This is a genomic window from Dokdonia sp. R86516 (assembly GCF_044596715.1).
In the GTDB taxonomy this organism is placed as follows: Bacteria; Bacteroidota; Bacteroidia; order Flavobacteriales; family Flavobacteriaceae; genus Dokdonia.
The window spans coordinates 2622231-2638803 of record NZ_CP138998.1; the positions used below are offsets into that span (position 1 = coordinate 2622231).

Below are 16573 nucleotides of genomic sequence, written 5' to 3' on the forward strand. Positions count from 1 at the left end.
TCACATCAAGCCTATTCTATTTATCATAAGGTTATTGCTGCCTAATGAGTATGCTTCAGGTTGGAATCGTTATTTTTAAGTTAATTATCACTTAGACATACGTTAATCTATAGTAGATCGGAATAGGGCTCAACTATATTAGTGCGCAACAAACCAATCTAACAACACTACATGTTGAAAATTACCCAGTTATTGCTCACTTGTCTTACTATTTGTATAGCAAGTGCACTGTATGCTCAAGACTTACCCGTAGCAACTATACAGAAGAATATTAAATCTTTTAAAGAAAATCCGCGAGGCCCTTATAAAAAAATAGAGTGGTTTTGTGAAGATGGTACGATGCGAGAAGCACGTGACCCTTGTCCAGATGATATAGGTGGTGGTGTGCAGCACGCAAGTTATAGTGAAGATCTAATAACGCTAGGTACTAAGTATCACCTCTTTTTTGCAGATATACTTGCAAACACAGATAAGGTTGCTTTCTGGGATGTTACAAATGATAATAGCCGCATCAAGCAATATCAACTAGCGAGATACCTCGCCAGTGTAGATAATGGATGGGTACAGCGCAAGTCACAGTTTTATCGTGGTGCCATCCAGTCTGAAGATGAGGAGGCGTGGGGCGTTGAGTTTTACGAGTGGTTATTGCGTAGCGATACTCGTTTTAGACAAAACTACTATTTACTACGCCAGACCTTACGTGATATTCCTCACGATGGAGATAGCAACATTGCCCAGCGTATGCGCAGTGAGTCAAAAATACTCGCAGAGACTTACCCAAAGTTTATGGATGCCCGTATTAAAATACACGGCAAGCCCAGTGTGAGTGACATCCAGATGGTTCAAGAGTTTAGAGCAAAACATAAGGGAGACCTCTCTGATGAAGTGAAAAAGCAGTTTGACCAACTAGAAAAAACGCTCGCCGAGTTTTATACACCTATCAATTTTAAGGAACTACAGAGTCAAGTAAACGCTATCTCTGTAAAAAATGATCTAACAGAACGCATTAGCACGTTTTTAGAAACAGCTGCTCAGGATACCTCTGCGCAAACACTTGTGCCAGAAATTGCAGATGTACTCTGTTATATACGTCAAGACGTACTTAATTTACGTAGATCAAGTGATCGCCTTGCGATGCTAGATTTATCTAATGAGCTGGAAGATATATTACTCATAAAGACACAAGAGTGGCAACCAGAAACATTAAAGGAGCTGCTTTATAAAATACAAACTCTTTCATATGCAGCAACAGGTACAGGACTTATTGAGTTAAATGAGTGGGCAGCAGTAGAGCCGTATTTACAAGCAGATAGTTACCATAATGATAAGAGTGTCGAGCAGCTTAACGATTTCCTGGCGACAGCTAGGGGTGTTGTAGAGTGGAGCGCCTCACAAGTGAAGGCAAAGTATCAAGAAGTTGTCGATACCTACGCAACTTTTGAGCCTAAGGCTTATGGATTTATAGATGACCGCGTGCGATCTTCTGTTGCATTAGATTTAGGTGAGAGTGTGAGCACGCTAGGTGCGTTTATAGCAAAACATTCTGGGCTTGAAAATAAGGTAATGGATATAGATGGACAGTCCTCTGTGAGAGGATTAAATCCTGGGTATGCCTACGGTGAGCTTGTTGTTATAGAAGGTTCTCCAGAAGGTATAGAAGTGGATACAGAGAAGATATACGTTTTTGAAAAACCGCCGTCTGACCTCAAGCCTGTGGCTGGTATTATGACGGTATCAGAAGGTAATCTGGTTTCACACGTGCAGTTACTAGCTCGTAATTTAGGAATCCCTAATGCGGCATTATCGCAAGAAAATCTTCAAGATTTGAGCAAGTATAGCGGTAAGAAGGTCTTCTATGCTGTTTCAAATAAAGGAAGTGTGATTATAAAAGGTGAGGACGATATTACAGATGAGGAGCGTGAGTTATTCTCAAAGAAGCAACGTTCTACAAGTCAGGTAACCGTGCCTGTAGAGAAGATAGCGCTCGATAAGAAAGACATCATAAATATGCGTGATCTTGATGCAAGCGCGTCTGGAAAACTAGTAGGCCCTAAGGCGGCAAACCTTGGACAGCTCAAGAAGATGTTCCCAGAGCAGGTGGTAGAAGGTCTTGTTATTCCTTTCGGCATTTTTAAGGATCATATGGATCAAAAAATGACCAATTATGAGGGTTCTTACTGGGAGTTTTTAAATAACGCTTTCGCGAAAGCGGAACAAATGAGAAGTAACGGCGCGTCATCAAAAGAGATAGAGACGTACCAACTGCAAGAGTTGCAGCGATTACGAGAGGCCATAAATGTGATGACGCTCAAGCCGTCATTTGTAAATAGCCTGCGTGCAGATTTCCAAAAAGTCTTTAAATCGCCTATGGGTAAAACTCCTGTATTCTTGCGTAGTGATACAAATATGGAAGACCTTGAAGAATTTACGGGAGCAGGATTGAACTTGACGCTTTTTAATATTCTTGATGAGGATAAAATCTTAAAAGGGATTAAAGACGTGTGGGCTTCTCCATATACGGAGCGTAGTTTTAAATGGCGCCAGCAGTATCTAAGTAATCCAGAAAATGTGTTTCCTTCTATACTTATCATTCCTTCGGTAGATGTGGAGTATAGCGGTGTGATGATTACAAAGGGTATTAATCAAGGTACAGATGAGGATCTTACTATTGCCTTTAGCCGTGGTGCAGGAGGAGCAGTAGATGGACAAGCCGCCGAAACGAGACTTGTTACCGCTACAGATGCACGCTTACTATCGCCAGCGAGACAGGCAGATTTTATTAGACTGCCAGCAACGGGAGGTGTGAAGAGAAACATCGCAACCTTTGACGAAGAGATTCTCAATGAGAAAAACATAAAGGATATACGTGCCATTGCCCAGTCTATAAGAACACGACTACCAGAAATGACAGGTTCTGATTATGACGGGGCTTATGATGTGGAGCTTGGTTTTGAAAATGACAAAATATGGCTGTTCCAGATACGACCATTTGTAGAAAATAAAACGGCGAAGTCCTCAGAATATCTCGAGGCAATCTCACCAAAAATTGACAAAGACTTTTTAATAACGCTTGATGCACCTATAAACTAATGAAAACATATATCACACTAACATTCATCGCTTTATCTACTTTATTTGTAGCGATGCTTTATCCTATAGACGGGTATGATACAACGGGTATAAAACGATTATACCGACTTCAAAAAATGGAGATGGATAGTATTGCAAACAAGCGTATTCCTAATGGCGCTTACTTAAAACTAGAGGATATCAAGCTTAATTTGCTTTCGCGAAAGCGTGATTCTCTTGGAGCAATACTTGTAGAAGACAATGATTTTGCTAGAAAGATTGCGAGAATTACACCTGGCGGAAACTACTCACTTGCGGTACTTGATATGACTAATCCAGATAGTTTAAAGTATGCGGCTCACAGAGAAAATGTAGGGTACCAGCCAGGAAGTGTAGGTAAAATTGCTGTTCTCAACGGTTTCTTTACAGAGCTTGCAGAGGTATATCCAGATAACTTTGAGTTGCGTACGGGGCTTATGTGTAATAAGCGAGTAAAGGCTCGCTACTGGGGAACAGGAGATCACCACACAATACCTGTGTATGATATAGACAGTGATAAGTTAACAAAGCGACAAGTGGTTGCTAGTGATGAGTTCTCGCTGTATGAATGGGCAGATCATATGGTCTCTGTGAGTAATAACGGAGCTGCGAGTGTGCTGTATAGAGAGACAATGCTGCTAGACGCGTTTGGACGAAAATATGCAGACCTCACCGAAGAAGAAGCAGAAAATTACTTTGTAGAGACCGATAGAGACTCTCTTACGAGTCAAGCAAACCGAGTGGTAAATCAGCCATTAAGAGATCTAGGAATTACAGAAGACGACTGGAGACTAGGAGGGATGTTTACACGTCCTGCTGGTAAGTACGTAGGTCGTGAAGGTGGAAGTATAGGGACTCCTAAAGGACTTATGAAATTTCTAGTAGCGCTAGAGCAAGGAAATGTAATAGATGAAGAAAGCTCGCTTGAGATGAAGCGATTATTATATATGACTGACAGACGTATACGCTATGCACACTCTAATAGACTGGATGATGCGGCGGTGTACTTTAAGTCTGGTTCGTTTTATAAATGCGATCGAGAGAAAAACCCTAACTGTAGTGACTATGCGGGTAATGTGTTTAACTATATGAACTCAGTGATTATTGTAGAGCAGCCTAATGGTAAAAAATACATTGTATGCCTGATGACAAACGTACTTAATAAAAACTCTGCAGGTGCACATATGTACCTAGCAAGTAGTATTGATAAGGTGGTAAATCCCACATAAAAAGCATTTACAGTTCTATTAAAACGCCTTCTAGTTGTTACTAGAAGGCGTTTACTTTTGTTGCTGTTTTACCCGTTGTAGACTTGTAGATACACGCGTAGCAAGTTTTGCAATGTTTGTGTTTTTATGCTTTGTAAAAGATTGAGTAATGGCAATATACTTTGTGTCCTCTAGTATCTCAATGAGGTGGAGCATAGCGATGTTCATCTGTCTGCTGCGATTACGTATAAGGCTTCGCACTGCATCAAATTCTGTTTGTTCTACCATTTCTTGAGAATGTAGATTATCAACATCTGTGTCAATAATATGTACTTCGAGCAATGGCAGGATCTTATTTTTAAGTTTGATATGTAAGAGGTTGTCTAAAAACTCTATGGCGTTGATTCTCGCTGTATCATCTTTACTTTTAATACCCAAAAACGCAGCACTTATATCTTCTTGATTGTAACGTATACTTAATAGTGTAAAGATGCTATGTAGACTTTGATCTACTTGTTCTCTTAAAATGAGAACTATGGCTTCACGGGCGAGTAAAACATCTGTTTCTTTAGCTTCCTCTGGTGAGTCTGCTGGCGGATTGTTTACAAGTTTTGTGAAGGTAGCAAGGGCGTTAAGCGTGCTTTGGTAGTAGTTGCTCTCTAGTAATATGTATCTAGAGATTTTGCGCTTATCAATAGTAAGCGACGGGTTTTTACTACTTAGTTTTAGTAATGACTTTGAGGCATTTTTACGTACGATGAGGTTGTTACTACCTAAAAATTTGAATAAGATTCTTACTGCATTTTGAGAGTTAAATGTTGCTATAACCTTAGGTAGATTTCTTTTGATATCTAGACTAAAGGCATCTTCATTTTCTAGCCTGAGAAGTGTTTTAGTAATCTCTGGCCCATATTGAGTAAGGCTTTTTATGGCTGCTTTACGTAGTTTTTTATTTTCTAGAAACTGGAGGAGATTCCCTACAAAGAGCGGGTCTGTGGTAATGCCTGCAGCTTCAATAGCTATCTTTGCTACCTTTTTATTTTTATTACTGAAGTGAATAGAGATAAAGTAGTAAAACTCATTAAGCCCAGAGTAGGCGATGCTAAGAAGCAGGTCAGAAGTTTCGGCAACATTTTCTAGTCCTTCTGGTGTGCCTAGTCGTTCTATTTGAGTCGCGATACGGTCTCTTAAATTAAACTGCTTTCCAAGATTTGTATTGAGGCGTGCATCTTGTGCCAGGCATAAAAGCGCGGCATTTGCAATGGGCTTTTCTGGATGATCTAGATAGGTTGTAAATAATTCTTGATCGTCTATTTTGGTGTGATGAAGTAAATATTGTAATGTGGCTATTATGAGTGCGCTATCACTAGTATGAAGGAGGGCTTTGATTTTATGTAATGCCGTACCTTCTTTGTAATAATACAACTCCTCAATAGCCGCTATTTTTATAGCATTAGAAGGATGGTCTAAAAGTGCTACTATTTGCTTTTTTAAGGGATTAAGCCTAGCAGATGATAATCTAGATAATAAAGTGAGAATCTCGCTTTCTTCACCATTTTGTAAAATATGTCTTGCAGTAGCGATGGTGCGTTCTTTTCTGAAGTTTCGTTTGGACTCATCTTTATTGAGCAGTAAACTCTTGAGGTTGGACCTAAACGAATCAAAGTAGGCATCTCTTAGCTTGTAGATTAATAAGAGCCATATAAACAAGAAAAAGATAGTAAGAATGGTCACAAACTTGGTGTCTAGTTCCATACCCTTAATCACAAAAATGAGCAGAAAACCAGCAATACCTGTGGCTACACTATCTACCACAATATCTATAAATGATTTTGCTTGGTTCTTTATAGCATACGGTATGGGTAAAATAGAAAGCTCTGCAGCTGCTTTGTTTATAGACTGCTTAAAGCTACCGTCTAGCCCTTTTATGATAATAAGCACCCAAAGCTCAGGAACCGTAAGAAATAGGAGGGAGCCTAAGGCAATACCTAGTGGTAGTATAAGCATTGTTGAGGTTACGCCTAGATAACTTAAGACTCTATTAGTAACAAAAAGCTGTATGAGTAAAGCCACTACGTTAAAAGAAGAAAACCAGAACCCTAGAAAAGAAGCAAGCTCATCTGAGTCTGGAATGGCCTTGTGCGCAAAATCACTAAATTGAAAATCAACCAGCTTTGCCACCAGTACACTTATCCCGATTATAGATGCCAAATACAGTAAATGCTTAGATTTTAAGATGATTTGAAAAGCATTACGATCTGGGTTAGACACTTGGTGTATCTCTTTCTTTCTCGTGTACATAGAAAGCGTGCGTAATCTTAAATTCCAAATACGATAGAGTATAGGCACACAGCATAAAATGAGAATCCCTGCTATAAGAATAGACGTTTTATTCCCAAAAGCCGCCGAAATTAAGGTCGTTAAGTACCCACCAAAAATTCCACCAGCAATAGCGCCAGAACCTATAAAGCCAAAGAGTCTCTTTGCCTCTCTCGCATTATAAACCATATTTGCCAGTATCCAGAATTGTGAGGTCACCACCACGGCAAACAAGGATATGAGAACATAGTAATAATAAAGCAGCCAGACCTCAAGAAATTTATAATGCAAGGCGACAGAAAGCAACATAAAAAAGAAGCCAAAAGCGCATAAGGTTATCGTAGCGACCTTTTTAAAAGAATATCGTTTTAGAGATTTGTTATAGAAGTAAGAACTTAAAATAGCCACCGCCGCAACAAGAAGATACCCGTAAGGTAATCGCTCTGCACCAAGAGCAGATAGAAATAATGCGTTTACAGTAGGCTTTACAATAAGTAGCACTGTAATCACCAAAAAGATGTACAGCTGCATAAAAAAAGAGATGGTGATCTCACCATCTCTTATATCAAAGGCTTTCTTGTAAAGACTTTTAAGCATTCATTGCGTTTATAATGAGGTTCCCTAGTTATAGGCTAAAGCTCGTGATTTTTTCATTGCTTTTTCTAAAGGAATTACTAAATCTCTTACAATTTGCTCACCCTGTGCATCTTCTATAAGAGCCACTAGTATATACTTGCGCTCAGGTCCCCATACCAATACAGAGTCAGAGTGCCAGTTTTTCCACGATCCAGACTTTCTATAAATATCTGCCTTAGGAGCAATTTTATCTAGCGTGTTTACAAATTTGTGGTGTAGCGCTGGGTCTTTCATAATATCCAGCATCTCTTCAGACTTTTCTGTACTTACTAGATTACCCATTGCAAGCTGGTAGTAAAAACTACATACCTGTCTAGCTGTAGCCGCGTGACTTAATCCCTTCATAGGGTCTGGGTTACGTTTTCCGCCAGCAGCATATCTCTTGCCTACCCATAAACCACCGCCTACTTCTTCATCATAAAGCTTGAGCTGGTCACTGCGCAGTACCTGTTCTATTTTATCATAGCCCACACGGTCTATCATACGAGTAGAGGCAGCATTATTAGACTTACTTATCATAAGTCGCATATCCTTACGTATTTCTCTAGAGTCTTGTAGTTCGCCATTTTCTATAGCATCCATTGCGGCAAGAAGTATGGCAATCTTAGGTAAACTTGCGGCATACATCATAAACTCATCATTGATACCTGCATACTCTATATTCTCTAAGTTGGACATATCTACAACGCCTATAGACATTCTATTAGACTTCACTAGATTTTTCCATTTTGAGTTTTTATTAATCTCTTGTATTAAAAGCTCTCTCAATATAGGACTCGTATGAGTCTCAAGAGGCTCTACAGAGTCCATCTGTATAGGAAGCTCCTGAGCACTAAGTACAGAAGACACTATAACGCACACTATAAGCGTGATATATTTCATAAAATTCTATGTATTTATAGTTCAACCTAAGTATACAAAAAGGCTGCCAAAGATAGCTAGTATTACTGTTAATTCCATCCCAAACTGTTAATGTTTACAGCGTTTGTTTGTTAAGATATTAACGGTCTATAATGAGGATTGTTGTGGGTGAGATTTATAGGGTTGCGCTTTCGCCAAAGTGGAAAATCAGAAAGTTCGTATAGTGAAAATTATAGAACAAAAAGAGCTTAGAATTTTGTGTTTATTAAAGTTGAGGTTGTTGTGTTTCTAACTCAATGCTTTGGTGCCATTTGGCATTATTTCATTATTTCTGTCAGATAAACAATCCCGAAAATCCAACCAACATAGAGCAGCGTATAAGTCAGCGAGTAAATTGCTGAAATTCCCATATTTCCTTTTGTTTCTTTTGATTTATTAAAAACAAATTTTAATGCTCTAAAAAAAATCCAATATAGCATTGCCAAAATTATAAATAAGGAAAACCAAAAAACGACTTCGAAAACTACTAGTAAAATCACAAACAAAATTGACATCGCAATCCACAACAGAATTGATAAAATAAGTCCTCCGATTCCATCTCCCACTGACGGTAATTCCATTGTTGGTCCTAAGTCGTTATGAGGAATGAAATTTCCATTTTTAAATTTTTTAAAACTTCTAAATTTTGGAAAATTATCAATTAGTCCGATTCCAGTGTAAAGTCCATAAGTCATAAACAGAAATAGAGCTGCAGCTATAATTCCAAGTGACAAATAAAGATTGTAAGTCAGGCTCCGATGGTAATTTACTCCAGTAAGATAGACAGTCAGAATTGTGATTCCTATTACAAGTAATGAAACTATAAAAACAGATTTTCCTTTCAGATATGGTCGTTTGACTTTCAATTAAGAGTGTTTTTAGACTATTGGTGGCAAGATCTTAGAAGCTGTCGAGACTGATCGTGCGCCTATGTTTATGTTTTTTAATTGATGCTTAAATATAACTTATTTGTCATAGATAATGCTTTCGCGAAAGCGGAATTGCTATTTTGGATAAACGATAAAATTTTTAATTCTAAATAAATAGCAACACTTTATTGCTTTATAAATTGCGTTTCAATTTTTTGAAACAATAGTCATTTTTCAATAGTTTGGAAATTGATCTAATTAGTTTTTTAGATTGCTTTTTACTCTTAATAGGAATAAATATATCATAAAATTCTTTCGACTCTTTATACAATATCAGATTCAAAACCATTTTTGAATCATTCCAGTTGAATGTATCAAATGACCTTATATTTTCGTAGGTGTTATTTTCAATATTTAAGTATAAGTTTTCTAAATATTGCTCTGATTCTAATAGATAGATAAGTTTTGAATTCTTAATTGAATCTGTCTTTATATCGCCACATTGTTCCATTGTTAAGTCCTCAACTTCCCAATCTTCAGTATAAATTCCAATAGAAAAATCTTCAGTTGGAATTATCAAATTCATACATAAAGTACGTTTAGAACTTTTTATTTCAATAAGAATATCTTCATAATTAACAACTTTCTGAGCAGAGGCAGAAGCTGCTATGACAAGAAATAAGATATTGCAAACAAACTTCATATTTAAATACCCCCTAAAACCCTACCGCAGTATCATCACCACGTCTATCTGCCCCGCCTTCTAGTGTACCATTAGGGAGGACTAAAATACCGTCTACTTTACCTATTACGGGAGAGCGTTCCTCGTTGGTTTCATAACCTTTTTCTTGCAGTCCGCTTATGATGGCTGGATCAAAGCTGTTAGGTTCAAATAATACCACATCTGGTAACCACTGGTGGTGAAAACGTGGTGCGTTTACCGCCTCCTGCATTGTCATCCCAAACTCGTGTACATTAAGCACCGTTTGTAACACAGAGGTAATAATGGTAGACCCTCCAGGCGTACCTACGGTCATCCAGAACTCGCCATCTTTTTCTACTAGGGTAGGAGTCATACTAGATAGCATACGCTTTCCTGGCTCAATTTTATTTGCCTCGGCGCCTATGAGCCCAAACATATTAGGCACTCCAGGTTTACTAGAGAAGTCATCCATCTCATTGTTTAAAAAGAAGCCTATGTCACTCGCATATAACTTAGATCCATAAGCACCGTTAAGCGTGGTTGTTACTGCAATGGCATTACCATACTGGTCTACCGCGCTGTAGTGCGTTGTTTCCATACTCTCATAACCTGGCAAGGCACCGTGTGTCATATCGCTAGACTTTGTAGCGGTGTCCCAAGAGAAGGTTTCCATTCTGTTTTTTGCATACACATCAGATATGAGTGTGTCTATAGGGATGTTTACAAAATCTGGATCTCCTAGGTAAAAACTTCTATCTGCATACGCGCGACGCTCTGCCTCTGTAAGTAGTTGTATACTCTCCACACTGTTGTGATCATATTGTGAGATGTCATACGGTTCTATCATCTGCATAATTTGTGATAAACAAACCCCACCAGAACTAGGCGGACTCATAGAGATCATTTTTAAGTTATCATACTCAAAGGTTACCGGTGTGCGCCACTTTGCTTCGTATGCCGCAAGATCTTCCATTGTGATGATTCCACCTTTAGATTGTAAGAAGTCTACCAGTTTTTGGCCTGTCTCTCCTTTGTAAAATTCGTCTTTACCATTTGCTACGATGCGCTCTAGTGTTTGTGCGAGAGCTTCGTTTTTAAGGGTGTCCGCTTTCGCGAAAGCGTTTACATATATAATACTATCTCCGTTAAGCTCTTTAAATTTATCTTGTAAAGCGCCAAACCTTCCTGCTTGGTTTTCTGTAATCACATACCCATTGCGAGCAAGGTCAATTACGGGCTTGAGAATGGTCTCCATAGGTAGTGAGCCAAATTTCTCGTGCACGGCAAACATACCTGCAAGACCACCTGGCACACCCACAGCAAGACTTCCCTCTGTGCTTAAACCTGGTATTACATTACCGTCTTCATCTAGGTACATATCACTTGTAGCCGCACCGGGTGCCATCTCTCGATAGTCTAGCGCTCCTATATCACCATCTTTAGTACGGTATACTAAAAAACCACCACCACCTAGACTGCCGGCAAACGGGTATGTCACATTGAGCGCCATATCTGTAGCAATCATTGCGTCAAAAACGTTACCACCTTGCCTCATAATCTCAACGCCTATGCGTGAAGCCTCTTCTCTCGCCGAAACGACCATAGCCTCTTGAGCAATAAGTCCCTGTACGGGTGCAGGAGCAGGCGCTTCTGTCTTACAGTTTATAAATAATAGGGGAATACAGAGTAAGAGTAAATACTTCATAGGTTGGATTTGTAATTATATGATAAACTTAAAGTTCTTCTAGTTTTAATGCAACAAAGGCTTGTAATTCTTTAAAGAACCGTGTGAACTCATCTTCAAAGGCTTCATAATGTTCGGCAAGGTCTTCTATGGCTTTATCCATCGCTACGCGGCGTTTTGTGCGTATGTTCATATTGTAAAGCACAGTACCTATACCTTCCATAGTTGCATAGCTGAGGAGCCAGTTTTGCTCCATCATAGGGATCATCATTTTCTGTATGCGACCCGTGAGCAAGTGGTGATGGTCTTGTAGTAGCTGGTAAAAGTCATCTATGTAGACATCTAGTGATGTATCGTGATAGTTGTTCCAGTTTTTGGCTAGAAAGTGATCATAAATAATATCTACTATCACACCAGAGTAGTGACCATACTTTGCGTGCAGGCGTTTTGTACTCTGCTTTACAATAGGATGACTATCTGTGTAGCTATCTATCCAGCGATGCACGAGTATACCTCGCTGTATATCATCACTATACTTGAGGTACTTTTTACCTTTTATACCATCTGCCATAAAGTTGCCTATAGTTTCCAAAGGTAAGCCATCGGTAAGGTAAATGTGTGCGAGAAAATTCATAGTGGTGAAGTTAATAGGAAAAATTAACCTGTTCAAAGATTTTATGAGGCATTGTGAAGCAATGCATTCTTGTTAGGCTGGTACGTATGTGTTTTAGTACTTTTGTTTAACAATCAAAAAAACGAAGATTAATTACGCTTTCGCGAAAGCGTACTCAAAATTTACATATGACATTAATAAAATCTATATCAGGAATACGTGGTACCATAGGAGGTCGCACGGGTGAAAACCTTACACCAGTAGATGCAGTAAAATTTGCTGCAGCATACGGTGCGTGGCTTAAAAATGATCGTAATAAAGAAACCTACAGAGTAGTAGTAGGGCGTGATGCACGTATATCTGGATCTATGATACAAGAGCTTGTGATGAACACGCTCGTGGGTATGGGAATCCATATTATAGACCTTGGTCTCTCTACCACACCTACGGTAGAAGTTGCCGTACCTATGGAACACGCAGATGGTGGTATTATACTCACTGCCTCGCATAACCCAAAACAATGGAACGCGCTTAAACTATTAAACAGTAAGGGTGAGTTTCTTAATGGAGTAGAAGGGGAGAAAATTTTAAATTATGCAGATAATGAAGATTTTACCTTTGCAGAAGTAGATGATCTAGGTAAAATCACAAAAAATGATGCCTACATAGATTTGCATATAGAAGAGGTAAAAAACCTTGAGCTTGTAGATGTAAACGCTATTAAGGATGCTAAGTTTAAAGTAGTGGTAGATGGTGTAAACTCTACGGGAGGTATTGCCATACCAAGATTACTAGAAGAGCTAGGCGTAGAGGCAGTAAAATTATACTGTACACCTAACGGGGAGTTTCCTCACAACCCAGAACCCCTTAAGGAGCACCTAGGTGACATTTGTAAGATGGTGGTAGATGAGAATGCAGATTTTGGAATCGTAGTAGATCCAGATGTAGACCGTCTGGCTTTTATAGATGATAAGGGAGAAATGTTTGGAGAAGAGTATACCCTCGTTGCTTGTGCAGATTATGTACTAGGAGAGACTAAGGGTAATACGGTGTCAAACTTATCTTCATCACGTGCGCTACGTGATATCACAAGAAAACACGGCGGAGAATACTTTGCAAGTGCCGTAGGAGAGGTAAACGTAGTACAAACTATGAAGGACCAAAACGCTGTAATAGGCGGAGAAGGAAATGGTGGAATTATCTACCCAGCATCGCACTACGGTCGTGATAGTCTGGTGGGTACGGCGCTTTTCCTTACACACCTTGCAAAGCTTAAAATCTCTGTGAGCGAACTCAAAGCTAGTTATCCTCCATACTTTATGAGTAAGCAAAAGATCCAGCTCACACCAGGTCTTGACGTAGATGCATTACTAGAAAAGATGGCTGCCAAATATGCAAATGAAGACGTGTCTACGGTAGATGGTGTAAAAGTAGATTTTGAAAATCACTGGGTACACTTACGTAAGTCTAATACAGAACCTATTATACGTATTTACACAGAGGCAAGCACACAAGCCGAAGCAGACCAAGTTGCAAATGATATGATTGCTACTATAAAGGAAGTTGCAGGAATATAATCATTGACAGTAGTAAAATCCTGAAATCAATTTTGTTTTATTTTAAATCCACATTATAATGATTAATTATCGCATAATATTTTCTCTTGTTTTTTTACTCTGTTCTATGAATGTCTTTTCACAAAACAATCTTTCTAATAAAAAAGAAAGTAGACAAGCCATTAGGCTTATGAGTAAGGAGGACTTGTCAAAATTTAAAATAGATACTGAGGAATCTGAAAACGAAGTATTAGATTTTAAATTACGAGTAGACAAGCGTCCATCAATTCTTATAAAAGGTAATAAAATCGATGGAAGAGGTTTGTCTCTAATTCAAAAAACATCTCGTGGATCACAGGTCATCGTATATGATATAAGACGAAAAAATGTCGACTCATTAAAAGTTGGAACTTATGAATTTGTTGTAAGAGATTAAAATTTATGTTTATACAATTTTAAAAAGGAGCGCCACGGCGCTCCTTTTTTGTAGACTTTTTTAATAAATTTACATCCTAAAGTTTTGATTATGAATACATTAAAGTCTACTAAGCCTAGCGGTAAACTAGAGAATTACTTTACACGCTTTCGCGAAAACATCATTGGCATTAACCAAAGTTTTCAATCTCCATACGGAACAAAGCAGCTTTTATATACAGACTGGACCGCCTCAGGAAGATTATATGGTCCCATAGAGGAGAAGATGTTACGCGACTTTGGTCCCTACGTAGCAAATACCCATACAGAGACGACCGTCTCTGGTACTGCTATGACAATGAGCTATCATAAAGCAAAGCACATCATTAAAGAGCACGTAAATGCAGATGAGAATGATGTACTCATAGTGGGTGGTAATGGTATGACAGGTATGATTAATAAATTTCAGCGCATACTGGGATTAAAAGTGCCAGAAAACATAAAGAAATTTACAGAAGTACCTGCAGAGATAAAGCCCATTGTTTTTGTAACACATATGGAGCATCACAGTAATCAAACTACGTGGCTAGAGACCACGGCAACAGTAGTAGTCGTGCCTGCCAAAGAAGATGGACGCTTTTGTATACAGATGTTTGAACAAGAACTACTCAAATATGAAGATCACCCTTTTAAAATAGCATCTATTACTGCTTGTAGTAATGTAACAGGTATACAGACACCATATCACGATGTGGCGAGACTTATGCACGCTCACGGTGGTTTATGTTTTGTAGACTTTGCGTGTAGTGCGCCTTATGTGCATATTGATATGCATCCAGAGAATAAAGAAGAGCGCCTAGACGCTATTTTCTTCTCTCCACACAAGTTTTTAGGAGGGCCAGGCTCTTCTGGAGTTTTAATCTTTAATAAAGATTTATATAAAAACGTGGTACCAGATAACCCAGGAGGAGGCACCGTATCGTGGACAAACCCTTGGGGTGAGCATAAGTATATAGATAATATAGAAGAGCGTGAAGATGGGGGTACTCCAGGTTTCTTGCAAACCATACGTACGGCCTTATCAATTAAAGTAAAAGAAGAGATGGGTGTAGATAATATACTCGCTCGTGAGCACGAACTTATAGACATCATTTGGAATGAGCTAGAAACGGTAGAAAACGTAAAAATTCTTGCAGGTGATCATAAGGATAGACTAGGTGTTATTTCTTTTTATATAGAAGAGTTGCACTTTAATCTAGCAGTCAAATTACTCAATGACCGTTTTGGGATACAAACTAGGGGCGGTTGTAGCTGCGCAGGAACTTATGGGCATTATTTACTCAATGTTGATCAAAAAACATCAAACTCCCTCGCTTGTGAGATTGATGCAGGTAACTTAATACAAAAGCCAGGATGGATACGTATGTCTATTCACCCTACCATCACAAATGAGGAAATAGCTTATGTATGCGCGTGTATAAAAGACCTAGCCTTACACCATAAAGACTGGTCTCAAGATTATATATACCAACCTTACTCAAACGAGTACTTACATAAAGACGATAAGGCAACCTCTTTAAGTCGTAGTACGGCTATAGACTCTTGGTTTGAATTTTAATGCTATTTCTTAGACTTATTTATTTCAGAAAGGACTTCCTCCTTTTTGCCTAAGAGTTTAAAACGTTTATGAGTCCAGAGGTAATACTCTGGATTTTTACGTATTTGAGCTTCAAGGGCAGCGGCATAATTTGTCATAATCTCGCCATCTTCTGTTTGAGAACCATCTGGTGTAATGAGTTGGAAAGATCCTTTGTAGTAGCCACGTTTTATCTTTTCTGTACCGTAGTAAAATACGGGTAGTTTAAACTCTTTTGCAATACGTTCTACCCCAGTAAAGAAAGGTAACTCGTGACCTAAAAATTGTGTCCAGTAGCGAGCACGGTGAAATCTAGGCGATTGGTCTGCTACAAAGCCGTAACAGCCTGTTTTATTCTCACTCTCATTTTTTCTTATAAAGCGCATAGTATCCTTAGAGTCTATAAGATAGGTGTTCCATCTACTACGTATCTTGCGTATGAGATTATCAAACTGTTTGTGTTTTATCTTTTTATATACTCCGTAACCCGGATTTTCCATAGATAGTTGTAGTGCAAATATCCATTCATAACTTGCGTAGTGTCCCATCATAAGGAGTGAGCTTTGTCCTTCCTTATCATATTTTGTGATGAGTTCCTTGTTAGAAAATTGGTAACGTTCAAGAAGATCCTCCTTTTTTATATTCATAGATTTTATCATCTCCAGAAACATATCACAGAGATGGCTATAAAATTTACGCTCTATGGTATGGAGTTCTTCTTTAGATTTTTCTGGGAAGGTAGTCTTTAGGTTATATCTCACTACTTTCTTACGATACCCTATAACTTTATAAATAACAAAATAACAGAAATCTGAAAGCAGGTAAAGCCCTTTAAAAGGGAGTATGGAGATGAACCATAATAGTGGGTAAAACAACCAGAAAACAATAGCTTTCATTCAGATATAGTTAAGATATTAATCTCACAAA

12 protein-coding genes are annotated in these 16573 nt (G+C 38.6%); 5 read left to right on the plus strand and 7 right to left on the minus strand.

What is annotated here, in order from left to right; translation table 11 throughout:
- Window positions 1-171 precede the first annotated feature (171 nt).
- Together SJY23_RS11755 and SJY23_RS11760 are read left to right on the plus strand one after the other, a co-directional pair.
- Window positions 172-3090, plus strand: coding sequence for a PEP/pyruvate-binding domain-containing protein (locus SJY23_RS11755; protein WP_396596489.1), 2919 nt, complete (start codon window positions 172-174; stop codon window positions 3088-3090).
- Window positions 3090-4337, plus strand: a complete 1248-nt coding sequence (locus SJY23_RS11760; protein ID WP_298350849.1) for a serine hydrolase — start codon at window positions 3090-3092, stop codon at window positions 4335-4337. Before SJY23_RS11755 ends, SJY23_RS11760 begins: the two co-directional genes overlap by 1 nt.
- Window positions 4338-4388: 51 nt before the next feature.
- On the opposite strand, the gene SJY23_RS11765 is transcribed toward SJY23_RS11760, so the two are convergent.
- The 6 genes from SJY23_RS11765 to SJY23_RS11790 form a co-directional block, all read right to left on the minus strand.
- Window positions 4389-7232, minus strand: coding sequence for an NTP/NDP exchange transporter (locus SJY23_RS11765; protein WP_396596490.1), 2844 nt, complete (start codon window positions 7230-7232; stop codon window positions 4389-4391).
- Between the two features lie 24 nt (window positions 7233-7256).
- Window positions 7257-8153 carry a serine hydrolase gene (locus tag SJY23_RS11770; RefSeq protein WP_396596491.1) on the minus strand — a complete coding sequence of 299 codons (897 nt, stop codon included), beginning with the start codon at window positions 8151-8153 and terminating at the stop codon, window positions 7257-7259.
- A gap of 296 nt (window positions 8154-8449) precedes the next feature.
- Entirely contained in the window at window positions 8450-9037 is a 588-nt protein-coding gene (locus tag SJY23_RS11775; RefSeq protein WP_298350838.1) for a hypothetical protein, read from the minus strand.
- A gap of 196 nt (window positions 9038-9233) precedes the next feature.
- A complete protein-coding gene (locus SJY23_RS11780; protein WP_396596492.1) occupies window positions 9234-9743 on the minus strand; it encodes a hypothetical protein in 510 nt (169 codons plus the stop codon).
- A 13-nt stretch (window positions 9744-9756) separates the two neighbouring features.
- The gene (ggt, locus tag SJY23_RS11785; RefSeq protein ID WP_396596493.1) at window positions 9757-11448 is read right to left on the minus strand and encodes a gamma-glutamyltransferase; all 1692 of its coding nucleotides are present in this window, start codon (window positions 11446-11448) and stop codon (window positions 9757-9759) included.
- A 28-nt stretch (window positions 11449-11476) separates the two neighbouring features.
- A complete protein-coding gene (locus tag SJY23_RS11790; protein WP_396596494.1) occupies window positions 11477-12061 on the minus strand; it encodes an ACP phosphodiesterase in 585 nt (194 codons plus the stop codon).
- A gap of 167 nt (window positions 12062-12228) precedes the next feature.
- Here SJY23_RS11790 and glmM point away from each other — a divergent pair, with 167 nt between their 5' ends.
- The 3 genes from glmM (at window position 12229) to SJY23_RS11805 (ending at window position 15628) form a co-directional block, all read left to right on the plus strand.
- Complete coding sequence (glmM, locus tag SJY23_RS11795) at window positions 12229-13617, plus strand: phosphoglucosamine mutase (RefSeq protein WP_035337156.1); 1389 nt, start codon at window positions 12229-12231, stop codon at window positions 13615-13617.
- A 106-nt stretch (window positions 13618-13723) separates the two neighbouring features.
- Window positions 13724-14032, plus strand: a complete 309-nt coding sequence (locus SJY23_RS11800) for a hypothetical protein (protein ID WP_152023905.1) — start codon at window positions 13724-13726, stop codon at window positions 14030-14032.
- Window positions 14033-14122: 90 nt separating this feature from the next.
- Window positions 14123-15628 (plus strand): aminotransferase class V-fold PLP-dependent enzyme, encoded by a 1506-nt coding sequence (locus SJY23_RS11805; protein ID WP_396596495.1) that lies wholly within the window; start codon window positions 14123-14125, stop codon window positions 15626-15628.
- Window positions 15629-15630: 2 nt separating this feature from the next.
- Here the strand turns inward: SJY23_RS11805 and SJY23_RS11810 are convergent, their stop codons facing one another.
- On the minus strand, window positions 15631-16542 hold the full coding sequence (locus SJY23_RS11810; RefSeq protein WP_299150827.1) for a lysophospholipid acyltransferase family protein: 912 nt from the start codon (window positions 16540-16542) through the stop codon (window positions 15631-15633).
- Window positions 16543-16573: the final 31 nt, after the last annotated feature.